Origin of the sequence: Fictibacillus arsenicus (genome assembly GCF_001999465.1) — a bacterium.
GTDB lineage: Bacteria > Bacillota > Bacilli > Bacillales > Fictibacillaceae > Fictibacillus > Fictibacillus arsenicus.
In genome coordinates, this window is sequence record NZ_MQMF01000002.1 from 1,042,776 (window position 1) to 1,066,615 (window position 23,840).

21 protein-coding genes and 1 riboswitch are annotated in these 23,840 nt (G+C 39.6%); of the genes, 8 read left to right on the plus strand and 13 right to left on the minus strand.

The annotated features are described in order from the left end of the window. Positions 1-5: 5 nt before the first annotated feature. Both UN64_RS12560 and UN64_RS12565 read right to left on the minus strand, forming a co-directional pair. Positions 6-2,147 carry an ATP-dependent Clp protease ATP-binding subunit gene (locus UN64_RS12560; protein WP_077363174.1) on the minus strand — a complete coding sequence of 714 codons (2,142 nt, stop codon included), beginning with the start codon at positions 2,145-2,147 and terminating at the stop codon, positions 6-8. A 460-nt stretch (positions 2,148-2,607) separates the two neighbouring features. Further along, entirely contained in the window at positions 2,608-3,144 is a 537-nt protein-coding gene (locus UN64_RS12565) for a BsuPI-related putative proteinase inhibitor (RefSeq protein WP_171978891.1), read from the minus strand. A gap of 114 nt (positions 3,145-3,258) precedes the next feature. On the opposite strand from UN64_RS12565, the gene UN64_RS12570 reads away from it, so the two are divergent. From UN64_RS12570 to UN64_RS12580, 3 genes are all read left to right on the plus strand, one after another. Further along, positions 3,259-4,635 (plus strand): FAD-binding oxidoreductase, encoded by a 1,377-nt coding sequence (locus UN64_RS12570; protein WP_425590108.1) that lies wholly within the window; start codon positions 3,259-3,261, stop codon positions 4,633-4,635. Positions 4,636-4,698: 63 nt separating this feature from the next. Next, positions 4,699-5,019, plus strand: coding sequence for a YbjQ family protein (locus UN64_RS12575; RefSeq protein ID WP_077363178.1), 321 nt, complete (start codon positions 4,699-4,701; stop codon positions 5,017-5,019). Beyond that, positions 5,016-5,246, plus strand: coding sequence for a hypothetical protein (locus tag UN64_RS12580; RefSeq protein ID WP_171978892.1), 231 nt, complete (start codon positions 5,016-5,018; stop codon positions 5,244-5,246). The genes UN64_RS12575 and UN64_RS12580 overlap by 4 nt, the downstream gene beginning before the upstream one ends. Before the next feature lie 203 nt (positions 5,247-5,449). Here the strand turns inward: UN64_RS12580 and UN64_RS12585 are convergent, their stop codons facing one another. The 10 genes from UN64_RS12585 to UN64_RS12630 all read right to left on the minus strand — a co-directional run bounded on the left by UN64_RS12585 (position 5,450) and on the right by UN64_RS12630 (position 18,154). Then, positions 5,450-7,138: a methyl-accepting chemotaxis protein gene (locus UN64_RS12585; protein ID WP_077363180.1), complete on the minus strand. Its 1,689-nt coding sequence runs from the start codon at positions 7,136-7,138 to the stop codon at positions 5,450-5,452. 13 nt (positions 7,139-7,151) lie between these two features. Further along, a complete protein-coding gene (locus UN64_RS12590; protein ID WP_077363182.1) occupies positions 7,152-7,592 on the minus strand; it encodes a chemotaxis protein CheW in 441 nt (146 codons plus the stop codon). 150 nt (positions 7,593-7,742) lie between these two features. Next, on the minus strand, positions 7,743-9,488 hold the full coding sequence (locus UN64_RS12595; protein ID WP_077363184.1) for a metallophosphoesterase family protein: 1,746 nt from the start codon (positions 9,486-9,488) through the stop codon (positions 7,743-7,745). Between the two features lie 107 nt (positions 9,489-9,595). After that, complete coding sequence (locus UN64_RS12600) at positions 9,596-10,039, minus strand: helix-turn-helix transcriptional regulator (RefSeq protein WP_077363186.1); 444 nt, start codon at positions 10,037-10,039, stop codon at positions 9,596-9,598. A gap of 73 nt (positions 10,040-10,112) precedes the next feature. Then, entirely contained in the window at positions 10,113-10,361 is a 249-nt protein-coding gene (locus UN64_RS12605; RefSeq protein WP_077363188.1) for a hypothetical protein, read from the minus strand. A gap of 54 nt (positions 10,362-10,415) precedes the next feature. Then, the gene (locus UN64_RS12610; protein WP_077363190.1) at positions 10,416-12,260 is read right to left on the minus strand and encodes a PAS domain-containing sensor histidine kinase; all 1,845 of its coding nucleotides are present in this window, start codon (positions 12,258-12,260) and stop codon (positions 10,416-10,418) included. 278 nt (positions 12,261-12,538) lie between these two features. Then, positions 12,539-12,817, minus strand: a complete 279-nt coding sequence (locus tag UN64_RS12615; protein ID WP_066236049.1) for an HU family DNA-binding protein — start codon at positions 12,815-12,817, stop codon at positions 12,539-12,541. A 128-nt stretch (positions 12,818-12,945) separates the two neighbouring features. Next, entirely contained in the window at positions 12,946-13,716 is a 771-nt protein-coding gene (locus UN64_RS12620) for an SDR family NAD(P)-dependent oxidoreductase (RefSeq protein WP_077363192.1), read from the minus strand. Positions 13,717-14,060: 344 nt separating this feature from the next. Then, positions 14,061-16,847, minus strand: a complete 2,787-nt coding sequence (locus tag UN64_RS12625) for a DEAD/DEAH box helicase (RefSeq protein ID WP_077363194.1) — start codon at positions 16,845-16,847, stop codon at positions 14,061-14,063. Beyond that, on the minus strand, positions 16,844-18,154 hold the full coding sequence (locus UN64_RS12630; protein ID WP_077363196.1) for a hypothetical protein: 1,311 nt from the start codon (positions 18,152-18,154) through the stop codon (positions 16,844-16,846). Before UN64_RS12630 ends, UN64_RS12625 begins: the two co-directional genes overlap by 4 nt. 258 nt (positions 18,155-18,412) lie before the next feature. Further along, a riboswitch (cyclic di-GMP riboswitch) is annotated at positions 18,413-18,499 on the plus strand. A 41-nt stretch (positions 18,500-18,540) separates the two neighbouring features. Here UN64_RS12630 and UN64_RS12635 point away from each other — a divergent pair. Then, positions 18,541-18,708, plus strand: a complete 168-nt coding sequence (locus UN64_RS12635; RefSeq protein ID WP_171978893.1) for an aspartyl-phosphate phosphatase Spo0E family protein — start codon at positions 18,541-18,543, stop codon at positions 18,706-18,708. Between the two features lie 25 nt (positions 18,709-18,733). On the opposite strand, the gene UN64_RS12640 is transcribed toward UN64_RS12635, so the two are convergent. Beyond that, positions 18,734-20,311, minus strand: a complete 1,578-nt coding sequence (locus UN64_RS12640) for a cation:proton antiporter (protein WP_077363200.1) — start codon at positions 20,309-20,311, stop codon at positions 18,734-18,736. Positions 20,312-20,524: 213 nt separating this feature from the next. Between UN64_RS12640 and UN64_RS12645 the strand changes: the two genes are divergently transcribed. From UN64_RS12645 to UN64_RS12660, 4 genes are all read left to right on the plus strand, one after another. Continuing rightward, entirely contained in the window at positions 20,525-20,680 is a 156-nt protein-coding gene (locus UN64_RS12645; RefSeq protein WP_077363202.1) for an aspartyl-phosphate phosphatase Spo0E family protein, read from the plus strand. A gap of 226 nt (positions 20,681-20,906) precedes the next feature. Beyond that, positions 20,907-21,494, plus strand: coding sequence for a 3D domain-containing protein (locus tag UN64_RS22000; protein WP_077363204.1), 588 nt, complete (start codon positions 20,907-20,909; stop codon positions 21,492-21,494). Between the two features lie 136 nt (positions 21,495-21,630). Further along, positions 21,631-22,431 (plus strand): undecaprenyl-diphosphate phosphatase, encoded by an 801-nt coding sequence (gene bacA, locus UN64_RS12655; RefSeq protein ID WP_077363206.1) that lies wholly within the window; start codon positions 21,631-21,633, stop codon positions 22,429-22,431. A 419-nt stretch (positions 22,432-22,850) separates the two neighbouring features. After that, entirely contained in the window at positions 22,851-23,840 is a 990-nt protein-coding gene (locus tag UN64_RS12660; RefSeq protein WP_281249428.1) for an AAA family ATPase, read from the plus strand.

The window sequence follows — 23,840 nt, forward strand, 5'->3', positions numbered from 1 at the left end:
CTGTTTTACGCTTTTTTTACGATAATCTGTCCATCAACTACATTTACTGCCAGTTTATCTACATTTTCTTCATCCAGTAGTACGTCAGCAATCTTATCTTCGATGTGTTCTTGGATGATGCGGCGGAGCGGTCTTGCACCAAATGACGGGTGATACCCTAACTTCGCCAGTTTGTGTTTGGCAGCAGTTGTTACTGTTAATTCAATGTTCTGCTCTGAAAGCTGTTTGGACAACTCTTTAAGCATCAGATCAACAATTTTTACAAGATGTTCTTCTTTTAAAGATTGGAACTGAACGATGCTGTCAAAGCGGTTAAGGAACTCAGGCTTGAAATATCCGCCTAATGAATCAAGGATGTGTGTTTCCTTTTCCACTTGATCTGCATTAAATCCAAGTTTCTTTGTTTGTTTAACAGCTGCTCCTGCATTGCTTGTCATAATGATTACTGTGTCTTTAAAGCTTACTGTACGCCCTTGGCTGTCTGTTAATCTTCCATCTTCCATGATTTGAAGGAACATGTGCTGTACATCAGGATGCGCTTTCTCGATCTCATCCAATAATAGAATGCTGTATGGTTTGCGGCGCACCTGCTCTGTTAATTGACCAGCCTCTTCATGACCTACATACCCTGGAGGTGAACCAATTAATTTGGACACAGCATGTTTCTCCATGTACTCACTCATGTCAAGGCGAATCATGCTTTCTTCATCTCCAAAGAGTTCTTTCGCCAATGTCTTTGTAAGTTCCGTTTTACCAACACCAGTCGGTCCTACAAACAAGAACGAGCCGATTGGACGTTTTTTTGCTTTCAGACCTGCACGGCTTCTGCGAATCGCTTTAGCGACTTTTTCTACCGCCTCGTCTTGTCCGATTACTTGTGAAGATAGTTTGGATGCCAGCTCTTTCATTTTAGATTGTTCATCATTTTGAAGCTTGCGAACTGGAATACCAGTTTTATATTCTACAATATTTTGAATATCTTCAACTTGAACGATTGCTGCATTTTTATCTTCTTCCTGCGTTTTCAGTTTTTCTTCGAGCATTAGTTCTTCCTGACGCAGTTTTGCAGCTAATTCATAATTCTCATCAGCAGCTGCTTTTTCTTTCTCTTTTACAAGCTCTTCTAAACGATCATCAATTGAAGACTTTTCGATCGTGATGTGCTGAAGATTGCTTTTTGAGCCTGCTTCATCCATCAAGTCAATGGCTTTATCAGGTAAAAATCGGTCCTGGATATAACGGTGTGACAGCTGCACACACGCTCTTAGTGCATCTTCAGTGAACTTAACTTGGTGATAGTCTTCGTAACGAGGTGCAAGACCTTTTAAGATTTCGATCGCCTCATCTACTGTAGGCTCATTGACGATGATCGGCTGGAATCGGCGCTCAAGTGCAGCATCTTTCTCGATCTGGCGATACTCTTTAAGAGTAGTTGCACCAACCATTTGAAGCTCACCACGGGCTAGTGCTGGTTTTAAAATGTTTCCAGCATCCATAGATCCTTCCGCAGAACCTGCTCCAACAATCTGATGGACTTCGTCTACAAATAAAATAACATTTTTTCGCTTTTGCAGTTCAGCGATCAGTTGCTTCATACGCTCTTCAAACTGGCCTCTCACCCCAGTGTCTGCTACTAATGAAGCAACATCTAGCAGGTAGACTTCTTTATTTAACAGTTTACCTGGAACATCTCCTTCTACAATCTTAGAAGCAAGGCCTTCTGCGATTGCGGTCTTACCGACACCAGGCTCACCAATTAGTACCGGATTGTTTTTTGTACGTCTATTTAGTATCTCAATCACACGGCGCACTTCTTTTTCACGCCCGATTACAGGATCAATAATTCCCGCCTTTGCAGCATCCGTTAAGTTACGCCCGAATTTATCTAAAAAGCCTCCTCCGCGTTTTCCTTTTTGAGTTTGTTGTTGCTGATGATTGTTTTGATCAGTAAATGCCTGACCACTCATCATTTGCTGAAATATATCATCGAAAGAAGAGAAGTTCATGTTCATTCCTCCCCCAGTATTCATCTCTTGTTTTACTATATGGTAACAATCAGAGCAAAGTACAAATTGCTTTTTCTCTTTATTCATGGAAATACTCATTTGGATTGTAGCAGGATTAACTTCACATTGTTCACAACGCATATTTGTAACCCCCTCAAATTATTTTATTTAGCATGCGTTAAACGCTTAGCAGATTGTATTTTTTGATGAAAGTTTGACTTTGACTTTCTTTGACCTTTCACCTTTAATCATATTATACTTTGACCTTTTTTGCCTTTCAAGTATTTTGTTTCTTCATTGAAATGAAGAAGTTGATTTCCACTCCAGGTGCTCGCTTTCCGCGGGGCGGGCGGTGAGCCTCCTGACGCTTTGCGCCCTAAGGAGTCTCACCTGTCCCACTTCAAGGAAGTATCCTTGCTCCTGCGTCTACAAGTAAATGCTACCGATTTAAGCTTCCTCATGCCTAGCGAGGAGCGTCTCATTTGGTAGGCACGCACCTTGCGCTACAATCAACTTGCCAAGGAAGGGTATTCACAAAATCTTTTGAAAGGAAAGTAAAAATAAAAAAAGAGATGAGCTCTTAACTCATCTCTTCCCCAATTCAGTTCCAATTAAAAGTAATTTTTTGACGATAATCTTCTGTTTCGCCTTTTGGAGTCAGCCAAACCTCTAATTCGTAAGTTCCTGCTTCTAAATCTTTGACTAATATGTCCTGTTTAAATGTATCCGCCTGCTTTAATTTCAAAGAAGATAATACCTGCATGAACATATGATTTTTCGAATACTGATAGACGATTTTGCCGTTCTTGTCCTTGATCACATAATCAAATTTCTGGCTTGTAGGAAATTGAAATACTTTTTCTTTCTCTGTTTGATTTTTTAATTCATAACGAAATAATATTCCTTTTTCATTCTGCTGCTCCAACACTTGAATAGAAGACTCAATGCTTCCTGCAACGATCCCGCTCTGTCCATCTTCAGGACGGTCTTTTTTTTGATTTTGTTTCCCATCACCCATCACCGGCTCTTCTCTCCCCTCAGATTGATTCGGGCTGTCAGTCTTTCCGCAGCCCGTTACGGCTATTGAAATACATATTATTAAAAGTATAACACTCAACACATTTGTGCGTTTTGGCACGATGATCACCTCATCCGTTAGTTTGGGCATATATTCTGATTTTCATGTTTAAAAAGGATTTTTGAGTATGTTTATGTAAAATAGAACTATAACAACAAAAGGAGCGTGTTTTTCTTGAATATTGCACAAGCGGATCTTTTGCTCGAAATGAAAAAACGCACATCTGAAAAACGTGCCACACAAAATGAAACCATCCTTAGGCAGCATAGCAGTGACGAATCCTACCACAGCCCAGTTCTTCCTGATGTAGTAGTATACCCTTCTTCTGCAGAAGAAATTTCTTCTATTATGTCATTCGCAAATGAAAACAAAATTCCTGTCGTGCCTTTTGGCGCAGGCTCCAGCTTGGAGGGGCACTGTATTCCGGTCAAAGGAGGCATCTCGCTTAATTTTCAGGAGATGAATCAAATCCTTGAAATTCGACCTGATGACTTTTTAGTAAAAGTGCAGCCTGGCGTAACACGTACTCAGCTGAACCTTGCTCTAAAAAAGTATGGCTTGTTCTTCCCTGTCGACCCAGGTGCTGATGCGACCATTGGCGGTATGGCAGCAACGAATGCAAGCGGAACAACAAGCGTCAAATATGGTATCATGCGTGATCAAGTCCGAAACCTTCAAGTCGTATTAGCTAATGGACAAGTTATTCAAACTGGAGGGCTCGCGGCAAAGTCATCAGCGGGTTATCACCTGACGGGCATGTTTGTAGGTTCAGAAGGAACACTCGGGGTTTTTACCGAATTAACCTTAAAAGTGTACGGAATACCTGAAGCTCTCTTGGCAGCACGATGTACGTTCCCTTCTGTCCAATCTGCTGTTGAAGCCGCATCAGGTGTTCTTGGATCAGGAACAGGAATTGCGCGAATCGAGCTAGTTGATGAACGTTCTATTGTTCAGGTAAATAACAACAGTGATACTTCTTATACCGAAGCGCCTACTCTCTTTTTAGAATTTCACGGTAATCCTGCAAGCGTTACATATGAAGCTTCTCTTACAAAAGAGCTCCTCGAGAGCTTCGGTGGTGTAGAATGGGTAGAGGAACGAGATTCCAAAGCACGTGCAAAACTTTGGGAAGCGCGTCATCATTTAGCTTATGCGTTCAAACACGGCTATCCAGGCAAATCCATGATGTTCACGGATGTATGCCTTCCTTTGTCTGAATTGTCAGGAGCAATTGTACACGCGAGAGAAACGATGGATGAAATAGGAGTACCGGGTGCAGTTCTTGGTCATGTGGGTGATGGGAATTTCCATGCCATCCTTATGTACGATCCTTCACTATCAGAAGAACGTGAAAAGGCCGACATGGTTAATTCGAGTATAGTGGAGTATGCACTAAACAAAGGCGGCACCTGCACCGGTGAACACGGTATCGGGATCGGTAAAGCAAAGTATTTAGCAAAAGAACACGCTGATACTTTGCCTATAATGTCAGGGATTAAAAAACAATTGGATCCTAATGACATTTTGAATCCAGGTAAAATCATAGTATAGATAATGAAACTATAGGCTTGTATTTTTCGTATAAGTAAGTATTAATCTTAGGGGGTCATCATTTTGATCGTTGTCACGACAGAAAGCATTAAAGGGTATGAAATTAAAGAAGTTAAAGGATCTGTATACGGTATAGTTGTTCGTGCCCGTGGAATTGGCGGGGATATCATGGCTGGACTTCGAGGCATTATGGGCGGGGAAATCAAAGAATATACAAGCATGCTAGAAGATGCTCGTAAGCAAGCGGTTGACCGCATGGTGAAAAACGCATCTGAAATGGGTGCAAACGCAATCGTTATGATGCGCTTTGACTCTGGTGAAATGGGCAACAACATGAGTGAGATCGTCGCTTATGGAACTGCCGTAATTGCTGAAAAACAATGAACTGGATAAGTATTTTAATCGGATGGCAAGTGTTCTCCATTCTCATATTAATCGTTCTTGCGATTTTATCTTGGCTTTATTACGATAAACGCTATAAAAAAAGCGAGACCAAAGTTCCTTCAGGCTATATTTGGACTGAAGAAATATCAATTGATCCATCAACCGGCAAAAAAGAACGGGTCTATTATAACCCGGATACTGGGGATAGGTTTTATAAAGAAGAATAACTTGAAAAATGCTGGCTGTAAGATGAATTGCCTTACTGAGCCAGCATTTTTTATTGTTTGGGTTGTGTGATGTTAGGTTTTATGATCGATCTAGAAGGATCTATGAGCGCCATCCGAGGTTTATGCTCGCCATCCGAGATTTATGCTCGCCACTCTATTTTATGATAAATAGAAAGCCGCCAATTCAGGCGGTTTTCTTCAAATTAGACTCTAAACTTATTAATCGTTTCGTTCATTTCTTCTGCCAGCTGTGAAAGTGCATTTGAAGATGATGAGATTTCTTCCATGCTTGCAAGCTGTTCTTCTGCAGATGCTGAAACTTCTTGTGTAGAAGACGCTGCTGTTTCAGCCATTGATGAAATTACATCGATCGCTCCTGCAACATGCTCTGTACTAGCAGACATTTGCTGAGTGGCTGCAGATACTTCTCCAACTTGATTCGATACTTCAGCTACACTGTCATACAAACTCTTGAATGCTTCACCAGACCGGTAAACGAGCTCTCGTCCGCCTGTTACTTCCTCTGTTCCGCTTTCCATTGCTTCTACAGCTTTATCCGTAAGTTCTTGAATCGCAGTGATAAGCTGGCCGATTTGCTGAGCTGATGCAGAAGATTGTTCTGCAAGCTTTCTTACCTCATCGGCAACTACTGCAAATCCTCTGCCTTGTTCTCCAGCTCGTGCAGCTTCGATCGCTGCATTTAATGCAAGTAAATTCGTCTGGCCTGAAATGTCTGTGATAACATCTACGATTTTTGTGATTTCCTGCGATTGTTCCCCTAAATCTTTTACTACTTGAGATGTATTAGTGATTGAGGCATGAATGGCATCCATCTGCCCAATCGTTTCCTTAATTGTTTCGTTGCCGCCTTCCGCAACTGAAAGGGATCTTGAAGATGACTCTGACATGTTCTGCATGCTCACTGCTATTTGCTGAATACCAGCAGATAACTGATTCATGGCTTCAACGATATCTTCAACAGTTCTTACTTGTTCCTGTGATCCGCCTGCAACTTGCTGGATTGTACCTGCTATTTGCTCAGTAGCAAGACTCGTCTGCACGGCGCTTGCTGTTAATTCTTCTGAAGACGCAGCCACTTGTTCAGATGTCACTCTTACTTGTCTGATCAGACTAGCAAGGTTCATTCCCATATGGTTAATTCCGTCTGCTAGCATTCCGATCTCGTCTTTATTTTTAACTTTAATCGGATCCATTGTAAGGTCTCCGTCTGCTATTTCATTAAGCATATCTGCCATTTTTATAACTGGCCTTGAAATATTTCTTGAAATGAAATAGCCGATTAATAGTGCCGCGATAACAATAACAATACCTAATATAGTGACTAAAGTTACGACAAATTTTTCTGCAGATTTAACGGTGATCTCACCTTCATCCATAAGGTTAGCCTGTCTTTGAGCCATTTCTGCAGTAACATCACGCATTTCTCTTCCGATAGGAAAGAGTGAACTCTTTGCATATTCATTGGCTGCTTCCATATTGCTCATGGAATTCTGCAGTACTCTTTCAGATTCTGTACGATAATCGTTGTTTAGGTAATAGATTTTTTCAAGTCTATCCTTATCCGCATCAACCTTAACCAACTTCATAGTTGCATTAACTAGCGCATCTATTCGATCGGTAGATTCCAGCAGCTTTGCTTTACTGTCTGATGACTGCTCAAGTAGATACTCACGAACACTGTTGTTTTGGATTGTAGCATTCAGCTCAATCTCTTTCGCATTTTGATGAATGACTGCTCTTCTGTCTAAAAGCTCGCTATATGTATTCTGCATGTCTTTTAAGAAATAAAAGAAAATACCGCATGTTGCTGCGAACAACATGGCAACGATTAAAAATGAACCAATTAATTTTTTTCTTAACGTCAGTTTCATGTGTCACCTCATCTTAGAAATTTCTACTACTAAATATTACCGGACAGTTTAAAATGACAATCAGACGATCGTTATGTTTAGCAACACCTTGTATGAGCGAATCTTCTTTTTGTGCAAAGCTCCCTGGAGTTTGAATCGACGCTGTGCCAATATCAATAACATCTGTTGCTGCTTCCGTCAGAAGGCCTAAAAAAGTCTCATCCTTTTGCAGAACAACAATTCTCGCAGAATCCGTCCTTAATGACTTTTGGTTTCCGATCAGCTGTCCAAAATCAATAATCGGAATGACATTGCCTCTTAAATGAATAACCCCTGTAACTTCTTGAGGCATCTCAGGCATTGGTGTAATCTCTGTAACACGTTCTATGGATGCAACGTACTGAATTGGCAGACCAAATTCTTCATCTCCGTTTGAAACAATAACGATTTTCAAAGTTTGAGTGCTAAGTGACATCTCACTTGCTCCTTTTCTAGGTATTTCGGCTTAATGAACAGTCTCAAGTCCCATACTTCTTATCGGTTAAAGATTGATTTTATTTTAGTTTTTAAAAAGAAAACGAAAAAACCGCCCAGGCATTAGCCTAGACGGTTTATAGTTTCATTTTTATCGAGTTAATTCAATATTTTCTATGCTGTTCGCAGGAACCGTGATTTGTACTTCTACAAACTGCTTTGTACCGTAAACTTGAGTCTCAATGATTTCACCTGCTGATGGGGTATAAATCCCCTGCTTCATATAAAATGGAATATTTACTGTTACAGGTTTATTTAAGCGATTAGTTAAAGTCGCTGTTTGTGTAACTTGCGATCCATCATTCGGCAGCTTAAAGGCATTCTCAAAAGAAACTATTCCCGCTGATGTGTTTCCATCTTGATAAACAGGCATTGATTTATCGGGACCTTCAAACACGTAAGAATTGAACTTATCTGCTGCTGCATCCTTTTCAAACAAGCGATAACCTACCCATGGCTTTGCGGATAATTCGATCGATGCAGTTGTTGAATATAAGATTCCATCTTGCTCTGTAATGTTATCGATATGTGTATGTCCATGAAGTGAAATATCAACATCATTCTGTTTCATCACATCGATCAATTCGTGCGACCCTTCCCCATGCCATTGTTGGTCATATTCTATTCCAAGCTTTTCACCTTTTAAAAGGGTGCTTAAATCTTGCGGGTCATGTTTAGCATCATACTCTTTCCAGTATTCCTCGACATTTGGGTCAGATGATGGCCAGATGTCCCTGTCACGCCAGATTGGATTATGATGGGAAAATAATCCTGAAGTCTGACCTTCTTGAGCAGTTGCCTTGTTCTCAGCTAAGTCCTTTTTAATCCATTCCATCTGCTGATTCCGGATTTGGCCGCCCCATGTTGGCACTGAAACGGTTCCATGCCCTTGACGGTCAAACTTATGCCAATCATATGAATTATATCCGATCATATGTGCATATGGACCGTAATCAAATGAGAAATACTGTGGTCCAAAGTATTGTTCCCAATATTTCGCACCATCTGCTAATGTTGCATCTTGCGCATAATAATCATGGTTTCCTGGCACGATGTACACTGGGACATTAAATTGTTTCAGCATACGGTACGTCTCTTCATATTCATAAATATATTCTTGAGGATTCATTTGACCGTACATTAAATCGCCCGTCATTACTACAAAATCAGGTTTTAACAGGTTTACTTGCTTAATTGTTTTTTGAAGATAAAGCCATCTTTTTGATTTATCTGGATTCCACATTCCTGCTTCTGTTGCATTAGCAGGGTCTGCAATATTTCTTGGAGATCCAACATGGATATCAGTTAAATGCATGAATTTAAAATCTTTTTTATACTCTTTAACAACTTTTACTGAATTCGGTTCGTCATCTGTAATTCGTGTACCATCACCTGTATAAGAAACTTCCAGGTCAAAAAGTTCCTCAGGTACATCTTCTGGAATCGTTACGGTGACTTCATAAATAGAAGAGCTGTCTTTCCAATGGGAAGATCCTTTTTGAACACTCTTAACAGGAAGGTTATATTTTCCTTCCACCTGTGCAGCTTCGGTAGGGTTAAGAGAAATGTCCCAGCCTGCGGGCTCTTTACCTTTAGAATCCACTTTTACGGTAAGTTCTGATCCGTTTTTCTTAATAGCAGGTGTAGCCATAAGAGGGTAAATAATGTTTTCAACTTTTGGATCAAGTGAAATATTTGGTATCTCATCTAAATAGTTCGTTGTATTCCCTATTCCGCCGTCTTTTTTATCAACACTTGTTAATGCGTCGGCATGTCCTGCAGGAATTGATAACGCAGATGCTATAGCGAAAGCGGTTAGCTTTGTTTTCCATCCCATGTGCTGCACTCCTTTCAATATATGAAACAACTTTCATATTAAAAGTAACAGCTCAAAGTAAATATAATGTGACAACCTTTTAAACGTTTTATTAACGAAATATTAATTTATATCTCTTTCCAACGCTCCCGAGCTTCCTTTTCATCAAAAGAACTGTAAATTCTATGGTTGTTATGATCGAGAATTCGGTAATGCTGACTGATGACATTTTGCTGCAATCTGCAGCCGTTTTTTGAATGCACTTCCTTCCACCATACATGACCGCCCCAAGTCTTTTCTTTTGGCGGTGCCACATATTCATGGACAACCACTTCCAATACATCAAGAGGATCGCCGCCAAGCGAGTTATACAGAATTTCAGAGTTTCGAAAAAGAGCACATAAAGCTACAATGACTGTCCAGCTAGCTTTAATTCTTTCTTTTTCAATTTGAACCAATGTTTTCTTTGAAATCCCTAGTATGTCCGCCATTTTATCTTGCGTGTATCCGAGTTCAGTCCGAACAAGTTTAATCTTGCCTGTTAACAGGTCGACAATTTCATCCTGTGTCATCTGAAGTTCTCCTTTTATTCTTTTAGGAACATTTTACACAAAAAAACTCCTTTCAACAAAATCGGAAAGGAGTCTAACTATACGTGTACGGTTCCCAATGGGCTAGATCGTACATCCCGGCATTAATGCGGCCGCTCTCATTCTTGAGGACGGCAAGAAGTTCTTCTGGCAGCTGTTCATGGTGATTACCCAATTCGATGCGGTCGTCTGGCGATGAAACGAGAACAGTAAACAATTTTTTGTTCTCCATGTTCATCCCATGAACATGAACGTAATTTAGATCTTTAATCCGGTATACAAAAAAGATACGGTATTTTCCCACAACCTTCACACTCCTCTAATAACAGTGTGGTCGGGTTTTCTAAGGAATAAACCTCTAATTTATGTGAACCGGAGCTGTAGGCAATTCGATTTCAACACGAGTTCCCTGACCTTCAACAGAAGAAAAATGAATAGCACCGCCGTGTTCATCAATGATTTTAAAACACACCATTAAGCCTAATCCAGTCCCCTTTTCTTTTGTTGTATAAAAAGGTTCTCCTAATGTCTTTAGTCTGTCTGCAGGAATACCGCAGCCTTGGTCATTCAGTTCAATAGTGACTCTCTCGTCTTTAGTGCCAATTTTTATATGAATCTCCCCATCCGAATCCATACTTTCAATGGCATTCTTCAACAAATTAATGAACAGCTGCTTCAACTGGTTTTCGACTCCATAAACGGGAGGAATATCATCAGCGATATTAACCCAGATTTGAATGTTCCTCATGATTGCTTGTGTTTCTAACAGCCTTACAACACTAAAGATCAGATCTCTTATGTTTGTATGTTCGAAACTCACCGCCTGTGGTTTAGCAACGAGCATCAATTCTCCGACAATATCATTAATTCGGTTAAGTTCAGATTCCATAATACGTAAATACTCCAAGCGGATTACATCGTCAGCATCTGATAAAAGCTTGGTAAACCCTTTTAATGAAGTGAGCGGGTTTCGAATCTCATGTGCAACTCCTGCAGCCAATTCGCCCAGTACTGATAGCTTTTCAGATTTAAGCATCAGTTCTTCAGTCTGCTTAGCTTTTGTGACATCTTTCGCGAATGTAACCAGACTTTCCACATGACCTTCTTTCGTCATGACCGGAACTCCTCTTGCTTCTAATAAAATCCAATCACCGTTTTTATGACGCAGCCGGAATTCAGTTTGAAAGGGAATCTTCTTAACAAGCGCCATCATAAACTGGTCAGACAGCCCTTCCATATCATCAGGATGAACGAGATCCAAAATTGCCCCCTTAATTTCTCCCTCCTCATAGCCTAAAACCATAAAGTGTGAAGGAGATACATAATGAATCTGTCCTGAAGGGTCAATAACAGTGATTAAATCCGTCGAATGTTCTGCGATCAAACGATATTTCGCCTCACTTTCACGTAGAGCCCGCTCTACTTTTTTCTGTGAAGTAATATCACGGTAAACGATAACAAACCCCATTATTTTTCCTTCCATATCACAAATGTTAGAGAAGGAAGCGGACACGTCAAATACTGTTCCGTCTTTATGAATTCGCTGCGTTTCATGTAGAGGAACAGACTGACCCTGCTTTAAAAGGTTGATAATTTCTATGGATTCATCTTGCAAATGAGCTGGTGTGATGACGGGAATGGTAACATTTTCTTCAGAAAAGTCCTCTTCTTCCCAGCCAAACATTTGTTCAAACGCATCATTTACTTTTATTACTTCCTGTCTTGTATTTAATATAAGTATCGCATCTGTAGTACCTTTAAGAACTGATTCCAAAAGGTCTAAAGCAACACTTAATTCTTCTTCCTTCTGTTTATGCGGAGTGATATCCCTTCCAGTAACGACCAGCATTTGCGGTTTGCCGTCTTTTGTAAAAGTCGGCTGTTTAATCAGTTCGAGCATTACCACGCGGCCGTTCTTCATTTTTATCTTTTCAGCTATTTTAGTAGGTTTCTTTGTTTCCCAAGCTTTCTGATCTGATAGATTGCACCTTTCAACAACTTCACTCGAGAGTCTGTTATCCATTTCCTCCAGACTCTTTCCTTTGTAGTCGTCATCGTATATTCCATAAATATTTAACGCGAACCGGTTTGCTTCTGCCCAAGTTCCATCAGGATATTTAATACATACAAATTCAGGCAGGACATCAATCATTTCTTTAAAAGTAGCAACTTCAAGAAGGTCGTCCTGGCTTGTTATATTCATTTTTATCCACCCTTTTACTAAAACTTCGTACTGTTTATTATTAAATAAAAGGGGCTCGTTTCCTTTAAATTTTTTGATAATTCGCACGTCAAATTATTCTTTTTTTCGCCTAAATATGACAAAGTAGCCTTAACAGCGACAAGATTTTATTTAAATTATTTGCTGAACTTGTACGGTATTCTTCAACTTATTACATCGATGTTCTGCTTAATGTCGAAAATTTTTGATACAAAAAAGACGCTTTCAAAATTGAAAGCGTCCTTTGTATTTACTTACGATTAAACTGCTTTTACAGCTTCTTTTAGCGATTTTCCTGGCTTGAATGCAGGAACATTACTTGCCTGGATCATGATTTCTTCACCAGTCAGCGGATTGCGTCCTTTTCTCGCATTTCGGTTTCGTGTTTCAAATGTTCCGAAACCGATCAGCTGAACGCTCTCACCGTTTTTCAAAGCATCTGTAATTGCGTCTAATACTGCGTCAACAGCCAGTGCTGACTCCTTTTTGTTCATACTTGTTGCATTGCGTACTGCATCTACTAAATCCATTTTTTTCATTATAGATATCTCCCTTCAAACATTAAGAATTATTGCTTGTGTAGCTCCATTATTAACGGATAATGAAGTTTTCATACAGGAAGATACAAAATTCCGAAAAATATTTATATAGTTTAGTAATTCTTGATCTAAAAACCCTGAATTGTCATCCCGCCATCAACAAATAGCGTCTGTCCATTCACATAGCTCGCTGCATCACTTGCCAAGAACACAGCTGGCCCTACAAGATCAGGCAGTTCTCCTACCCTTTTTTGCGGTGTTACAGCTAAAATATCATTCAAGTAATCTTCGTCTGCAAGCAGCTTTTCTGTTAGAGGTGTTTTGAAGTACCACGGACCTATGCTGTTTACATTAATGCCGTACTCACCCCACTCAAGCGCAAGGTTTTTCGTCATCTGAATAATAGCCGCTTTCGTAGATGCATAGACTACACCTGTTCGCAGCGCCACATGGCCTGCCACAGAAGAGATCGTAATGATCTTCCCTCCACCGTTTTCCTTCATTCTTTCCCCGGCTTTTTGCGAAAACCAAAATGCGGAACGAAGATTTGTATTCATTATTGTATTCCATTCGTCATCTGAAACCTCAAATGCCTTTGATCGAATATTCATCCCAGCATTGTTGACGAGGATGTCGATTCTTACTTTGTCGGCATCCAGCTTCTCGAAGATCGTTTCAATATCGCTTTTGTTTGTCACATCCGCTTCAAATGTATATGCTTTTCTGCCCGCTTGCTGGATATGTTCAGCGGTTTCTTCTAGATCTGATTGCGTTCTCGATACGATAACTACGTCTGCCCCTACTTCTGCATAGCCGATTGCGATCGCTCGTCCGATTCCTCTGCCCGCACCTGTTACGAGCGCTGTTTTTCCTTTTAACGAGAATGACGGTAAGTACATATTTGCTGCCTCCTGCTCATTTGAGAGTTCTACTTTAATAATAATCCGCTATTTTTGTATATTTGTTGATAGTTTATCAAAAATAAAGATCAAAAACTTTTTATTTGTCTGGAAGAGGTTAGAATCCCAACGAATTCGTGTGCACTCATAGAACCTAGACAATTAATTTCACCTGAAGTGAACATAATTTGACGAAGTTGGCTCATAATTTGAAACTTATGGTTAATAATTTGAAGAAGTTAATTAATAATTTGAAGAAGTTGAATGATAATTTGACATACCTGCGCCAGCTAGCCACACCAAAAAAAAGACATGCCGCAAATCAGCATGTCTTCATCTTTCTATCAAGTCTCTACCCACTCTTTGCGCAGAGTAAATAAGTCTTTTAGTTCATCCGTTGATAATTCTGTGATCCAGTTTTCGCTCTGGATTACTTTCTCTGACAGCTCCTTCTTACTTTCGAGCATCATATCGATCTTTTCTTCGAGAGTGCCAAGCGTGATCATCTTATGCACCGTAACAAACTTTTTTTGTCCGATTCGGTGAGCACGGTCGGTCGCCTGGTTTTCAACTGCAGGATTCCACCACCTGTCATAGTGGATAACATGATTTGCTTCTGTCAAGTTCAAACCTGTTCCCCCTGCTTTTAAAGATAAGATGAATATAGCGTTATCCCCATTTTGGAAACTGTCTATCATCTCATCACGCTTTTGCTTGGATAAGCTACCATGCAAGAACAGAACAGGTTTACCAAACTTCTTCTCTGCGTACTTCTTGATCAGCTCTCCCATAAAGATAAACTGGGTAAAGATTAAGCATTTTTCCTCTTTTTCTGTTATCGCTTCAAGGAGTTCAATCGTCTTCGAAAATTTAACAGATTGATCTTCTAGCTTCGTTAATTTGTCATTCTTCGTATAAAGTGCAGGATGATCACAGATCTGTTTCAGTTTACCCAGCATAGCCAGCAGCAGACCGCGGCGCTGCATGCCCGTTACTTTTTCAAGCTGTTCAAATGTATCCTGAACAAGTCTTTCATATAAAGAAGCCTGCTCTTTTGATAGAGGACAGTATTCTTTGATTTCTTGTTTCTCAGGCAAATTCAGCTGAACAGCAGGATCCATCTTCGTACGCCTGAGCAAGAAAGGCTGAACAAGTCTCTTTAATTGCTGCAGCCTAACATTATCATTTTCTTTTTCGACCGGCAGGACAAACTTCTTCTGAAAAGAAGGCTCACTTCCTAAGTAGCCAGGATTAAGAAAATCGAATATCGCCCAAAGTTCAAGCAGACGGTTCTCGACAGGTGTTCCCGTTAACGCAATCTTATGACGGCCGTTCAGCTTGCGGATACTTCTAGACTGTTTTGTATAGCTGTTCTTGATATTTTGTGCTTCATCAAGGACGATTGCCTCCCAAAACGTTCCACCCATTTCGATAAAATCTAGCTGACACGTTGTATATGAAGTAATGACAACGTCGTAATTCTTATACCATCTCTCAAAATCTTCTCCCTTTTTCCGGTTAGAGCCGTAGTGCAAACCAACTGTTAAAGATGGAGAAAAATGCTCAAGTTCCTTTTGCCAGTTCCCAATAACAGATGTAGGACACACCAATAGAAAGGTGCCTTCCTGCTCCCCTTTTTCTTTTACTTTTAAAAAGTAATCGATCGTCTGGACAGTTTTACCAAGGCCCATATCATCTGCAAGGCAACCGCCAAGCCCAAACTTTCGAAGAAAATACATCCAGGAGCTTCCTGTCTTTTGATAATCTCTAAGAGTTCCCTGCAGATTTTCAGCTTTTGGCTCAACGGGGATCGTTTTGATTTCGGAAAGCTGATCCATCCATAGATTGAGAGGCTCATCCCATTCCATATCAAGCATTGGACCTTCAAACTCTATACCATCAAGTTCTTCATCTGCAGGATTTGTTTCCATATTTAAAAGGTGTTGTTCTAAAACATCTTTTAACTGAATGCCCGTTCGGTCAACGTTTTTGATGAGGTGCCGGACTTGTTTCATCCATTCAGGATCAACTCTGTACCACTGACCGTTTCTGCGGACAAGTCTTCTGCTGCCATCCACCAGCTTCCGGAATTCCTCCTCTGAGAGCTCTTCATCTCCAGTTGAAAGTCTCCAGTCAAACTGCATAATAGCATTTAACCCTAAAAAGGATGGCGCACCGCCGCCAGTTTGCGGTTTAGTCTTGATCTTTGCTTTAACTTTCGGCTGAAGTTCCTGAACCGTCTGCCACCATTCCGGCAGAATGCTTGATATTCCGATCTGGCTAAGAAGTTCGCTTTTTAAAGTCAGGAAATCCCATGCTTCTTTTTCCGTAATCTCTTCCCGAATTTCTTTACGGATGCCAACCTTAAGCCAGGAAATAAGCTTAGATACAAGCTCTATATCACTTTCCAGCATTGCTTGATAGGGTTTCCATTCATCAGGCAAGAGAGTGCTTTTTCCTTTGTAAGGAACACGAATACCTTCCTCTTTTTCCTGAAGAAAGACATTCAGATTCCATATATCCCTATCTTCCTCTTCAGAAGGCTCGGATAACTCAAAAATTATTTTGAAAGGTTTAGGATCTTCCCTCCAGCCAATTTTGATCAGCCATTCTTCTTCATCCAAGTGCCCTAATGCAGAGATGATCTGTCTTGAATTCCCTCTGACCAGCTCTTTATTAAAAGATGATGGCATTGCTGAATAGCCTGCGTCCGGGAGAGTTGACAGAGCCTCATTGATCCATGGAGACTCGATTCGTTTCCCTTCAGCTTTCCATGACCAATCACCTGCTTTCCATGCTTCAAAGTCAGGAGACACGAGATCCGATTTCATTAATTTATCAAAATGATTTGCTTCTTTCACCAATCGCCAAGCATCTTTTTCCCATGTGTTTTCGGAAAGGAAAAAATCAGGATAGCGATTGAACAGAACAAAAGCTTCTCCTGCATTCAAATATATATTTTGATCGTCATCCATATCGAGCAGCGTTCCATAAAAAGATGGCGGATGCCACGTAAATAAAAGAGGTTTCCAATCGTTCACATGCACTCTTTTCTTATGTTTAGTGGCCCATAAAACCATATTTCCATGAAGCCATTTTGCGTGAAGTAAAAGATTGCTTGTATCGATCATGAAATAAACTTTCCTTTCCTTAACTCTTCCTGAAACGCTCTTAACCGACCATAAATCGTTGCGATTTGTTGAATATACTGAGAAAATCGCTCTTCCTCACCAATATCAAAGTAAAGGGTCCGAAGCGTTTTTAAATGCTTTATGGCTGATTGATATGATTTTCTCGTCCGTTCATTAATCAGCCTGTCAATCGTTTGATGGTAGATCGGCAGAACCGTTTCCTTTTCAAATGAAAGGACTTCTTTTAAATCCTTTCGCTGAATGAGCTCTGGTGAGTAGCCCATGATCACTTGAAGCTCCACCCATCTCTCATGCTCACCAATGACCATTAAATATTCACCGTACTCATAAAAAGTGATTGGCAGAAACTCAATGAGCATTTCTTCATACTGATCTTCATCACCCGTATGCTGTGCGTATTTCCAGAAATAATTGAGGTATTCGTGGAAAAATTCACGGGCATTTGAATGATAATAATAAGAGCTGACACCCTCAAGGAAATTTGGCTTTAGATAAAGAAGCCAAGCCAAAAGACGTTCCCATTCCTGCTTATCAACCAAAAGTTTCATCCACACAAGGAAATGCACCATTTCTACTTTCTTATCGCTCTGCCCCAAACGTTCAAAAGCAAGATCATCCTGTTGTCGTGCAAAAGCAAAATGCACTAAAGCAAGCTCAAGCATTTGAGATGCTTTGCCCGCTTCTTTTTCCTCCAGCAATTGTTTTTCATATTTTTCAATCCATGTTTTCTCAGAATAAAGAAGAGACCAGCTGATCTGAAAAAGATAAAATAATAAATAACCCCACTTCGGAGGGATCTCATATAGACTTTGAAAGTTTCGGAGACTCTCTTCGACGAGTTTTTTATTTTCATTTAGAAGCTTTTCGCTATTCATCTCTTTTAATGCCACATAAATCTGATCAGATAATTTTTCAACGGTAGCATCAAAGTTCGCCTGCATATAAGAAGCTATCCCATATTGTGCTTCAAATGAAAATAAGCGGATGAGCGTTTCAATTTGAACATGATATCTATATAACAATGCGATATCTTCATCAAAAAATTGCCCAGCATTTAAAAGTGCAGGATAATAATCGCGATAGATATGTACAAATGTATAGCTCGTATCTTTTCCGTCAGCAAGATCCCGAAAGGAGACGGTTTGCATTTTCCGTTTTTCGAATGTCTCGAATCGTTCTGAAAAATACTCACGCCACAACTGAACCGAATGTGTATTTTGAACTTTCTGCTCAGGGGAATTATATTGTGTACGACTTTTTTCATCGTGTTCCTCTGGTTGCTTCATTCCGTCTCCCCTCCTTCAAGTTTTATTACCAATTATAGCAAATTAGACGTTTGCTCATTCATTGCATATCATTTCTATTTTAAAGGAAATTACTTAAGTTGACCAAAAAAACAACTTTGTTGCTCTTAAACTTATTAATTTCTTGTCCGATATTATTACTAACAGGAATGTTTTTCACTTATCAAAAACTCTGCTGTTGTATTATTTTGTAATTATTTGTAAAAATTTTAAGTTATTCTGCTATACTTATGAAATCACTCGACGAAAGGGCAAACTTTTCGAAAGGGAAGGACGCAAAGCTACAGGGGCTAAGTCTTATAAAAGATATTCCAGCCAGTTGCCGAATGAACTCCTTCGTCGGTAATAATTACAAGGGAGATAAACATATGAAGGAGAATACAATTCAAGACCGAATTAGCCTCTTAAGAGAGGAGCTGTATCGTACATCACTTCAGCTGAACCATGAATTGGCTCACCCAAAATTAGTAAAGGTCAGTCAACAGCTCGATCAGCTTCTCAATCAATTCACTCTTTCAAGACAAGAAAACATATAAAAAATGGCCAGCTTTGGGCCATTTTTTAATTTTCATCATCATGATATTTATGCTTTTTCTGTTCAATAAGGTCAATGATTCGCTCAACTTCTTCATGTGCGAGCTGGCTTGATATCATATCTTTTCTTAACAATCGTTCGATTGCCTCGTGCTCAGCATACAAAGCTTCAATTGAAGCAATATGTTCCTGTGTTTTCCTCCACTCAGGATGTTCCTCATACATGACATCCAGTGTTTTTTTCGCCTCCTCCTGCTTGTGATCATACAATGATTTCATTCTTTCAAAAACAATTGTAGAAATAACTGCCTCTTTTCTTAACTGATGGAGTCTTCCGATCGCATGTTCATATCTATGAACAGCGCTCATCGCCTCCTCGTATTCTGTTCTTTCTTTATTAGGACCTTTGATGTTTAATTTATTTATGAGGGAAGAGATTGTCATTCCTTGAACCAGCAAAGAAAAGAATACAACAGAGAATGCTAAAATAATAATATTCTCCCTGCCAGGAAAATCTCCTGGTAAACTTAGCGCAAGTGCGATAGACAAAGATCCTTTCAGACCGCCCCAATTAAGCACATGCTTCCATTTTGCAGGTATACCTTTTAAAGCAAACATAGAGCTGTATACTGCAATCGTCCTTGCAGCGAGTACTATAAGAATGCTTGCTATTATCAATCCCCATTTGTCATTGATATCGATATAGGCGATTTCGAGTCCTACAAGAAGGAAAACAAGTGAATTCGCAAACAGTGCTAACACATCCCAAAAAGAATGTATGTTTATTTTGGTCGTTGGACTCATTCCGATCTTAGCACCATAATTACCAAATACGAGGCCCGCAACTACAACTGCAATTACTCCCGATACGTGGATAGACTCTGCGATTTGAAAGCTTCCATAGAATAATAATATAGAAAACAGAATCTCCAGCGGGTAATCATCATACCAGCTCGTAAACTTTGAAAAAATATATCCTAATCCTCCCCCTACTAAAGCTCCGCCTATTGCCACTTTAAATAGCATTAGAACAGCAGCTAGCAGTCCCCCTCCACCCATCTCAATATAAGAAGGCAGATAGATTGAAGCAATCATAAAAAGCACAACTGCTAATCCATCATTAAATAAACTCTCTCCTTCAATTACAGTTGAAAGCTTTCGGTTCACTCCAAGAGTTTTAAAAATGCTTAATACGGATACAGGGTCTGTCGCACTCATCAAAGCAGCGAATACAAAAGCTGTTTGAAGACTTAAATCTAATATGTAATAAGATCCGGCACCGATAATCAGAAAGGTAAGATAGGTTCCTCCAACTGCTAATGCACTTATCGCCCTTGCATTTTCCCTCAAATGGCTGTAAGGAAGTTTCAAACTTGCCTCTCCAAGTAAAGTCGGCAACAAAAGCGAAATGATTATAAATTGAAATGTATAGCCCTCTTCAACAAATCCTTTTAAAGGTTCCAACGCCGGGAGAGGTACAAGTCCGATAATGGCTCCTACTACCACAAGCGCAATCGGATAAGGTTTTTTTATTTTCTTCGCCAAGGCTGTTACCCCAACCGCTACAGCCAATAAAATAAAAGCAATATTTAATGAGTGATGCATAATATTCTCCTCTCAAGCTATGTCTCTAGCTATATAATTCCCTCCACCTTCCAAACTTAGTCAGCAGAATAAGTCACATAAATCGACAAGATCTAATAAAGTATTGTTGAATCTTGTAACATTATCACTTCTTTCCACGAAACTCTTTTTCTTTCCGTAAAAATATTGCATATTTATTGAGATAAAATCTTTCATGAAAGTTGTGAATAATACATGCTGCTACAATTAATTGAAGAAAAACGCGAAGTCTTGCTCTGTCTCGGGAAAACGTATGGGCTTACAGCGAAGGAAACAGTTATATGCAGTCAAGAACTTGATCAGCTATTAAACCGTCTTGATGAATGGAATGAAGAAAGGGATGACAATTGAAAATCTTTGTCTATTTCCTGGGAAATTTGTCGAGAACCACAGAATCCTCTTTCAATTTTTAGTTCATTCCATCTCTTATCCATATACTTACTTATTTACCTATTATTATATGAATATAATATTGTAATCTCTTTGTTACCTTCTCCTAATGGTCCTGTCATATTCGATTAGTATAATTGGCAACCGAGGCGTATTTAACCAATTATACATATAAGGAGGAGTTATTATGATAAAAAAATGGGTAATTACAGGGGCCATGGCATTTGGATTGCTCGTTTCTGCTCCCGTTAGCGGATTCGCAGCAATGGGTGATCACACTCTTCGACCTGGCACATGGGATAATGATGTATATGAACTTCAAGGTAAATTAAAGGCTATGGGATATTTTGATTTTGCTGTAACGACAGGGTATTATGGTCCAGTCACTAAAGATGCAGTTATTAAATATCAAAAAGCTAAAGGATTATTAGTAGATGGTATTGCAGGACAACAAACATTTAACAGCATTCAAAACAATATCCAAAGAAAAGGTATGACCGTATCTGCGACAGCTTACACAGCAAATTGCGATGGCTGCAGCGGAACTACTTCAAGCGGGACAAACCTTAAAGAGATTCCTTATGCTAAGGTAATCGCAGTTGATCCAGATGTAATACCAATGGGTTCAGTTGTATATGTACCTGGTTATGGTTATGCTGTAGCAGCTGATACAGGCGGAGGCATCAACGGAAACGAAATTGATGTATATATGCAGAACTACTCAGACGCTATTAACTGGGGCAGAAAAAACGTAAATATCACAATCATTAACTAATGAAGATGGGGTTTTCTTCCCCATCTTTTTTCATTTGAACAAAATTTTGCAAAATTAACTAGAAAAAGAATATGACAATGCTCTTCTTCTAAACTATAATAGATTTCATGAATTTAAAATAAGCGAAGGTGAATGTATGTTTCTTTGGGTTGCAATCGTAATGGGTATTATAGAAGGTATTACCGAATTTCTTCCGGTTTCGTCGACTGGCCACTTAATTGTTGCTGGACATATGCTAGATTTTACTGGAGACAAAGCGAAGACATTTGAAATTGTTATTCAGCTTGGTTCCATTCTAGCTGTAGTTGTACTTTACTGGAATCGCTTATGGAGTTTATTGGGTGTCGGCAAAATGTCTAAAAAGGAAAACAGCTTAAACCTCGGACATATTTTTATTGCCATTATGCCAGCTGTAATTATTGGACTTCTTGTTCATGATTTTATTAAGGCGCATTTGTTCTCTCCTAAAACAGTCATTGTCGGGCTTGTTATCGGCGGATTTTTAATGCTGTTTGCTGAAAAGGTACAGAATAAAAAAGGTGTTAATGCATCAGATCTTGATGACATGACTTATAAACAAGCTCTAAAAATCGGTTTGTTCCAATGCTTGTCTTTATGGCCAGGCTTTTCACGTTCTGGAGCAACCATTTCCGGCGGATTGATCTCAGGACTCAATCACCGTACAGCTGCAGATTTCTCTTTTATCCAAGCAGTTCCGATTATGATCGCAGCTTCCGGTCTCGATCTTTATAAAAGCCGAGACATTTTAAGTGCAGCTGATCTCCCATTCTTTTTAACTGGTTTTGTTACAGCATTTTTAGTAGCAGCCGTAGCTATTCTTTTCTTTGTAAAACTCATCGCAAAAGTGAAATTAACTCCTTTTGCTTATTATCGATTTATTGTAGCTGCAATATTGGCTGTTTTCTTCTATCTTTAAAATGCTAAGCTTACCGCTTTCTTTGTGCGGTAAGCTTTTTATTTTGGCTCTTTTCTAAATGCTCTTTTCTAAAAGATTGTCGCATTTGACTTTTTCTTTTTTCATCATTCGCAAGTTGATTGGAGTGCAAGGTGCGTGCCTACCACATGAGAAGCTTCTCGCTAAGCATGCGACGAGGAAGCTAACATCGGTAACGTTTGCTTGTAGACGCAGGAGCAAGGATACTTCCATGAAGCGGTCAGTTGGGGACTCCTAATGGCGCAAAGCGGCAGGAGGCTCACCGGACGCCCCATAGAAAGCGAGTACCTGGAGCGGAAATCAACAACTTCTACTTGAGTAATAATTGTGAAGGTAGACATTACTTCTCATTACAATAATTTCAAAAATATTACAATTGTCATTTTCTAACTATTGTAATAATGGTATGGTTAAATTATCCAACCATTGAGAGGAAGATCATGATGAATATCGTAAATCAAGTAAACCTCGTTAAAAACGCTATTGCTGGAGTATTAACAGGGAAAGATGACCTAGTTGAACTAACAATGATCGCTTTAGTTAATAAGGGACACCTTTTATTAGAGGATGTACCCGGTACAGGAAAAACTGTACTTGCTAAAAGTCTTGCACGTTTAATTGATGGAGAGTTTAAACGTATACAATTCACCCCAGACATCCTCCCTGCAGATATTACTGGGATTCAATTCTTTCATCCAAAACATCAAGAATTTGAAATGCGTCCTGGTCCTGTCATGACGAACATCTTATTGGCTGATGAGATTAACCGGGCAACTCCCCGTGCACAATCAAGTTTGTTAGAAGTGATGGAGGAACGCCAAGTAACCATAGACGGAGAAACGCTAAAGCTCCCTGCACCTTTCCTTGTAATTGCAACACAAAATCCAATTGAGTCACATGGTACGTTCCCACTGCCTGAAGCACAGCTTGACCGCTTCTTTATGAAACTGCCATCAGGTTATCCGAACTTTGATCAAGAAAAAGATATGCTTCATATGTATCGTGCACAAAATCCGCAAGAGCTGCTCGAGCCTGTCTTTACTTTAGAAGACATAATAAAAATGCAAGAAGAAGTACAGCAGATCTTTGTCAGTGATGAAATTGAGAATTACTTGTTATCGATTGTTCATGCTACACGCCTGCACGAGTTTATCGAAAACGGTGTTTCTCCGCGTGGAACACTCGCTTTCATGAAAGCTGCTCAAGGTGCCGCTTATGTAAATGGAAGAACTTTCGTTACACCGGATGACGTTCAGCTTGTCGCTCCTCATGTTCTATCTCATCGTTTAGTCTTATCAATGGAAGGAACAATGAGAAAAACAAAAGAACAGGTACTAAATGATATCCTTGAATCCATTGATGTTCCTGTGGAATCTGAGGCAGGAAGATAA

Excerpts from the sequence above, each read along its gene's own strand:
- UN64_RS12660 (WP_281249428.1), top strand. The coding sequence starts at position 22,851 with ATGGTATGGTTAAATTATCCAACCATTGAGAGGAAGATCATGATGAAT.
- UN64_RS12590 (WP_077363182.1), bottom strand. The coding sequence starts at position 7,592 with ATGTCACTTAGCACTCAAACTTTGAAAATCGTTATTGTTTCAAACGGA.
- UN64_RS12640 (WP_077363200.1), bottom strand. The coding sequence starts at position 20,311 with ATGCATCACTCATTAAATATTGCTTTTATTTTATTGGCTGTAGCGGTT.
- UN64_RS22000 (WP_077363204.1), top strand. The coding sequence starts at position 20,907 with ATGATAAAAAAATGGGTAATTACAGGGGCCATGGCATTTGGATTGCTC.
- UN64_RS12610 (WP_077363190.1), bottom strand. The coding sequence starts at position 12,260 with ATGAATATAACAAGCCAGGACGACCTTCTTGAAGTTGCTACTTTTAAA.
- UN64_RS12580 (WP_171978892.1), top strand. The coding sequence starts at position 5,016 with ATGAACTGGATAAGTATTTTAATCGGATGGCAAGTGTTCTCCATTCTC.
- UN64_RS12595 (WP_077363184.1), bottom strand. The coding sequence starts at position 9,488 with ATGGGATGGAAAACAAAGCTAACCGCTTTCGCTATAGCATCTGCGTTA.
- UN64_RS12620 (WP_077363192.1), bottom strand. The coding sequence starts at position 13,716 with ATGTACTTACCGTCATTCTCGTTAAAAGGAAAAACAGCGCTCGTAACA.
- UN64_RS12560 (WP_077363174.1), bottom strand. The coding sequence starts at position 2,147 with ATGCGTTGTGAACAATGTGAAGTTAATCCTGCTACAATCCAAATGAGT.
- UN64_RS12600 (WP_077363186.1), bottom strand. The coding sequence starts at position 10,039 with ATGACACAGGATGAAATTGTCGACCTGTTAACAGGCAAGATTAAACTT.
- UN64_RS12615 (WP_066236049.1), bottom strand. The coding sequence starts at position 12,817 with ATGAAAAAAATGGATTTAGTAGATGCAGTACGCAATGCAACAAGTATG.
- UN64_RS12630 (WP_077363196.1), bottom strand. The coding sequence starts at position 18,154 with ATGAAGCAACCAGAGGAACACGATGAAAAAAGTCGTACACAATATAAT.
- UN64_RS12635 (WP_171978893.1), top strand. The coding sequence starts at position 18,541 with ATGAAGGAGAATACAATTCAAGACCGAATTAGCCTCTTAAGAGAGGAG.
- UN64_RS12645 (WP_077363202.1), top strand. The coding sequence starts at position 20,525 with ATGCTGCTACAATTAATTGAAGAAAAACGCGAAGTCTTGCTCTGTCTC.
- UN64_RS12585 (WP_077363180.1), bottom strand. The coding sequence starts at position 7,138 with ATGAAACTGACGTTAAGAAAAAAATTAATTGGTTCATTTTTAATCGTT.
- bacA (WP_077363206.1), top strand. The coding sequence starts at position 21,631 with ATGTTTCTTTGGGTTGCAATCGTAATGGGTATTATAGAAGGTATTACC.
- UN64_RS12625 (WP_077363194.1), bottom strand. The coding sequence starts at position 16,847 with ATGATCGATACAAGCAATCTTTTACTTCACGCAAAATGGCTTCATGGA.